Source organism: Oleiphilus sp. HI0128, assembly GCF_001635365.1.
Window position 1 is genome coordinate 1 of record NZ_LWGG01000843.1, and the last position, 5,534, is coordinate 5,534.

The 5,534-nt window shown below is 44.2% G+C and carries 4 protein-coding genes; all 4 read left to right on the forward strand.

The features are described 5' to 3' along the window. Nucleotides 1-226 precede the first annotated feature (226 nt). The 4 genes from A3763_RS13090 to A3763_RS13105 all read left to right on the forward strand — a co-directional run bounded on the left by A3763_RS13090 (nucleotide 227) and on the right by A3763_RS13105 (nucleotide 5,461). Nucleotides 227-1,825 carry an isocitrate lyase gene (locus tag A3763_RS13090; RefSeq protein ID WP_068508026.1) on the forward strand — a complete coding sequence of 533 codons (1,599 nt, stop codon included), beginning with the start codon at nucleotides 227-229 and terminating at the stop codon, nucleotides 1,823-1,825. 226 nt (nucleotides 1,826-2,051) lie between these two features. After that, nucleotides 2,052-2,618: a hypothetical protein gene (locus A3763_RS13095; protein ID WP_068508028.1), complete on the forward strand. Its 567-nt coding sequence runs from the start codon at nucleotides 2,052-2,054 to the stop codon at nucleotides 2,616-2,618. Nucleotides 2,619-2,732: 114 nt separating this feature from the next. Further along, entirely contained in the window at nucleotides 2,733-3,998 is a 1,266-nt protein-coding gene (locus tag A3763_RS13100) for an HD domain-containing phosphohydrolase (protein ID WP_068634249.1), read from the forward strand. Beyond that, nucleotides 3,995-5,461: an ATP-binding protein gene (locus tag A3763_RS13105; protein ID WP_068634248.1), complete on the forward strand. Its 1,467-nt coding sequence runs from the start codon at nucleotides 3,995-3,997 to the stop codon at nucleotides 5,459-5,461. Before A3763_RS13100 ends, A3763_RS13105 begins: the two co-directional genes overlap by 4 nt. The last annotated feature ends 73 nt before the right edge of the window (nucleotides 5,462-5,534 follow it).

Below are 5,534 nucleotides of genomic sequence, written 5' to 3' on the forward strand. Positions count from 1 at the left end.
ATAACCTGTTGATAGATTGGAGTTAAAAACTAATTATCAATGCGGTATGCTTGGGTTTATAAGTTTCATGTATACCGGATATATAAACTATATATTTCATTTATTCCTGTCATTTAATTAGAATTCTGCTCGAAATTCAAATCACGCTTCTTTCTAAGTTATTTGCAGTTGAGTTGTCGCATATAAAGGAAGGGGGTTTCATTCCTAAACATAAGGGATACGTAAAATGTCACAATACCAAGACGAGATCAAAGCAGTAGCATCTGTTGTAGAAGCAAAAGGTGATAGCTGGGCTGCAATCAACCCTGAGTCAATTGCACGCATGCGCGCTCAAAACAAATTCAAGACTGGTCTTGATATCGCGCAATACACTGCTGATATCATGAACGCTGACATGGCTGAATTTGATAAAGATAAAACTAAGTACACGCAGTCTCTAGGTTGCTGGCACGGTTTTGTCGGCCAACAGAAGATGATCTCTATCAAGAAGCACTTCGGTGGCAAGACTGACCGTCGTTACTTGTACCTTTCTGGTTGGATGGTTGCTGCACTACGTTCAGACTTCGGTCCACTTCCTGACCAATCAATGCACGAAAAAACTGCTGTTGCATCGTTGGTTGAAGAGCTATACACATTCCTACGTCAAGCTGATGCGCGTGAACTAGGCGGTCTTTTCCGTGCTCTAGACGCTGCTAACGAAGCTGGCGATTCAGCAAAAGCTGCTGAAATCCAAGATCAAATTGACAACCACGTAACTCACGTTGTGCCAATTATTGCTGATATCGATGCTGGTTTTGGTAACGCTGAAGCGACTTACCTAATGGCTAAGCAGATGATCGAAGCGGGTGCTTGTGCACTACAGATCGAAAACCAAGTTGCTGATGAAAAGCAATGTGGTCACCAGGATGGTAAAGTAACTGTTCCTCACGCTGACTTCCACGCTAAGATCCGTGCATTGCGTCACGCTTTCCTTGAGCTAGGTATTGACAACGGTATCATCGTTGCACGTACTGACTCTGAAGGTGCTGGTCTTACTAAAGAAATCGCAGTAGTTAACGAGCCGGGCGATTCTGGTGATATCTACAACTCTTACCTAGATGTTGAAGAAGTTACTCCAGAAGAAACAGCTCCTGGTGATGTGCTAATCAGCCGTGACGGCAAGCTTGTTCGTCCTAAACGTCTTCCTTCTGGCCTATACCAGTTCCGTTCAGGTACTGGTCATGAGCGTTGTGTATTCGATTGTATCGGTGCGCTTAATGCTGGTGCTGACTTGCTTTGGATCGAAACTGCAGTACCAACTGTACACGAGATCAAAGGCATGATGGACGACGTACGTAAAGTACACCCAGATGCGAAGCTTGTTTATAACAACTCTCCATCTTTCAACTGGACCTTGAACTTCCGTCAGCAAACTTATGATACATGGGTAGAAGAAGGTAAAGACGTATCTGCATACGATCGTAACAACCTGATGTCTGCTGAATACGATGAGTCTGAGTTGTCTGCAGTTGCTGACGAACGTACTCGTACATTCCAAGCGGATACTGCTCGTGAAGCGAACGTATTCCACCACTTGATTACTCTACCAACTTATCACACGACTGCATTGTCTGTTGATAACTTGGCTCAGAACTACTTTGGTGATATGGGTATGTTGGGTTACGTTGCTGGCGTTCAGCGTAAAGAGATCCGTCAAGGCATCGCATGTGTTAAGCACCAAAACATGTCAGGTTCTGACATCGGTGACGACCACAAAGAATACTTTGCTGGTGAGCGTGCTCTTAAGGCAGGCGGTGCTAAGAACACTTCTAACCAGTTCTCTTAATCTGAGACTGGCTAGTTAAGCTTTTTTGATAATGTATTATTGAAAGATGCTTAATGTGTTTAGAAAAAGGCGACTCTAGAGTCGCCTTTTTTGTGGAGATTAAAAGAGGGCAGAGTCAGTGAGTCTAACCCCTTTTAATCTTTAGACTATAGTTTATAGGGTGCGCAATGCGCATCACTACGTATTTTGGTGCGCACCGCGCACCCTATAAAAAGGGCAACTTATCATGATTGACACTCCTTCCTATCTGCAAGATGCTAAAGACCTTCTCGGCAAAGATGGCTTCGCGAGCGGCGATGTGTGGTACCACGGTACTTCGTCTGCGCTGGTTACCTCTATTAATGGTGCGGGGCTTAAGCGTTCGGGTGATAAGGTTATGAATCAGGCTGCTAAGAAGACTATGGCAACGATTGGTAATAACTACACCGAGACACATGATCCGGTATTCCTAACACAGAGTAAGGAGCTTGCGTTTTATTGGGCTCAGCAGGCGGTTAGAAGTCGTAGTGTGCGAGTCGAGGGTGATGAGTCGCCAGTTGTTTACGAAGTTAAGCTGCCAGGTGATCTGCTTTCTAAAGTTAGGCCGGATGTTGGCGCTGCAAGTCTTTTGATGGTAAAGGAGGGAGAGCATTATATGGCGTTTTTGGCTGCACTTTATCAAGATAATGAGGCGGGCGCGTTAGATATAAACCTAATGAAAGCTGATCGTAATGAATATCTAAATAAGCTGGGTATGGCTTATATTGATCAAGATATATCACCTGGGTACGTAAAGCTTTTGTCTGAAGGGTAATACCTATAAAAACTTAAATTAATCGTGAAAACATAGTACAAATTCTCTCAGGAAGGCCTATAATTTAGTGTAAATAAAGCTGACACTATTCACTGAGTTTAGGCATTCCTTCGCATGGCAGTAAAAAAGATCCCTATATCCTTACTTAAGGTTGGTATGTATATTACCCAGCTCGATATATCGTGGATTGACAGCCCCTTCATGTATCACCACTTGAAGATAAAAAATGCCGCTCAAATTGATAAGCTGCTCAAGGCGGGTGTCAAGCAGCTCTCGATTGATACCTCAAAGGGTGTTGATGTAGAAACGCCAGCTGATGTTATTCGTGATAAGTCCTCACAAGAGACTGATAAATCACAAGAAGATCAGGCTGCGAAAGATAAGCCAGTTTCAGAAGCAAGTGCTAAGGAAAAATTGCCTGAGCGTACGTCTATTAGTCAGGAGCTTGGTGTTGCTAAAGAGTTAAAGGGCAAAGTTGAGAAGCTGGCAGATGAGATCAATGAAGCTCTCAAAAACGATAAAGTGGTTGATGCTCGGCAGGTTTCGCCTTTAATTGACGCTACGCTGTCTAGTCTACAGCGGAATAACCAAGCACTCGCTATCCTTATCAATATTCAGCGTAAAGATGCTTCGCTCGCAAATCATACTTTCGCTTCATTTAGTTTAGTCTTAAGTATATCTATCAAGCTCAGCTTAGGTGACGATGCACAACAGGCGCTCGCTTTAGCCGCATTTTTTCACGATACGGGTTGGCTAAAACTGCCTATGCATTTGCTTGGTAAGGCATCACCTTATACGGCGAGTGAAAAGAAGTTAATTTATCAGCATGTCTCGATAGGCTTACGGTCGTTAAAACAAAACTGTGAGCTCAGTTCAATCGTAATGCGCATTATTACCGAGCATCATGAGCACCTGGATGGAAGCGGTTACCCTTCTGGACTTAAGTCTGATCAGATACATCCTTTAAGTAAGGTTTTCGCAGTGGTTGTCAGGTATGATGAGTTAGTCCACGGCTTGCTTGATAGGCCTGCGGTAACACCTCATGGCGCTCTTGCTAATCTATATAAAGAGGCCAAAAATGAAAAACTTGATGAGCCTTCCGTGTCAGCGCTGATTAGTCTATTGAGTGTTTATCCGGTGGGTAGTGCTGTCCAGCTAAGCAACAAAGAAAAAGGTATTGTTCTTGAGATCGATGCCGATCAACCAAAATTACCTGTCGTAAAGGTTGTTTACGATATGGCAGGGATGGCGCATATTAAGCCCAAGGTGATTAACCTTGCAAAAATCAAGACAGATAAAGAGCTGTCGATTACTTCTGTCTTGGATCTAACCGTCCCAGGCGCTGACCCTGCACAGTTATTGCGAGTAGACCTTTCGTGAGTCCTTCTTTTGATATCACTTCTATTACCTTGGATGCTTTACCTGAAGGTGTGTTGCTTGTCGATAGTGACGGTTGTATTCAGTTCTTAAACAAGGCAGGCCAGGCCATGTTAGGCTGGGATATTGATGCTATTGCCGAAAAAGCAGCGGAGGGCGGTACTGCTCATGATCTATTTTGCCGTCATAGTATTTATACTCATCACGAAGCTGAGGAGTGCCCCTTGGCAAAACAGGGTGAAGCTCAGCTAGCGCCACAGGAATGCTATTGGACGCATAAGAATTCTGAAAACATTGCCGTCAGTTACCGTAGAAGTTATACCGATGATGGCAGCTGCATGATTCTTTTCACTACCTGCGAGCAGCAAGGCTTTCAGCTTGAAGAGCTCAAGAAGCTTTCATTTTTTACTGAAATAAATCCCTCCCCATTGCTGGAGCTTGATGATCAAGGCCTGATTCTTTTTAGTAACCCTGCAATGACTGATCTAATGCTTGAGTTTGGATTTGACGATGAAGGGGCGCCCGCTATTTTACCCAGAGATCTTGCTGCTCTGGTCGGCAAAGCAATAGAGCAGGGTGGTCTAGAGAATATCGAGTCTTCTGCAAATGCTGAAGAAAATAACGATAAGACATCACACTTTTTATGGAGTTTCCATATTAGTGATGGCAGTCAAGGTAGCGCAGTATTGCTTTCAGGGTTAGATGTGACCAGTAATAAAGAAATGGAACTTCAGCGTCAAGAGTTTGAACGAAGCCTGGAGCTCGAAAAAGAACGTACTCGAAAAGAATACTTGGCAATGATGGTGCATGAATTGCGCTCACCCTTGAATGCAGTTGTCGGTTACGCTGGCATTCTTAAATCAAAGTTGTCTAGTCAGTGTAGTGAAACGCAGCTATCTTTGTTCGACCGAATTATCGGGGGCGGTCAGCAGCTCGCTGAACAGATCAGCACGACTTTGGATTCTACGCGGGTAGAAGCTGGAAAGCTGGCTGCCGACATTTCCCGCTTCAATGCAGTGCCTGCGCTTGAAGAAGCGTGTGTACAAGGTGAAACCCTTGCCAAGAAAAAAGGCTTGGATTTTCGCTCTGAGATTTCGGATTCTGACATATACGCCTTGGCAGACAGGCAGCACTTTAAGCAAATTGCGATCAACCTTATCTCCAACGCAATTAAATATACGCAAGCGGGAGCTATTGAAGTATCTCTTCGTCCCAGTTTTGATGAGCAGGTCGGCAAGTGCGTTACTCTTGAAGTAAATGATACAGGCTGTGGTGTTCCTCAAGGACAGCGTGAAAGCATTTTCAAACTATATCAGCGCCAAGATTCCCATGAGAATAGTCAGATTGAAGGTGATGGCTATGGTTTAGCAATATGCTGCGAAATGCTCGCGCTGAATCATGGTCGAATTGTTCTCGATAGCGAGGTGGGGCGAGGTAGCTCCTTCTCGGCTATTTTTCCTCGTTAGGCGATGCTAAAGCGCTTATTTCTTGCCATATCATTCAACACTCCCTAAAATCGATGAAAATCTTGTCGGGGAG

Coding starts and splice junctions, on each gene's coding strand:
- A3763_RS13090 (WP_068508026.1), top strand. CDS start 227: ATGTCACAATACCAAGACGAGATCAAAGCAGTAGCATCTGTTGTAGAA.
- A3763_RS13095 (WP_068508028.1), top strand. CDS start 2,052: ATGATTGACACTCCTTCCTATCTGCAAGATGCTAAAGACCTTCTCGGC.
- A3763_RS13100 (WP_068634249.1), top strand. CDS start 2,733: ATGGCAGTAAAAAAGATCCCTATATCCTTACTTAAGGTTGGTATGTAT.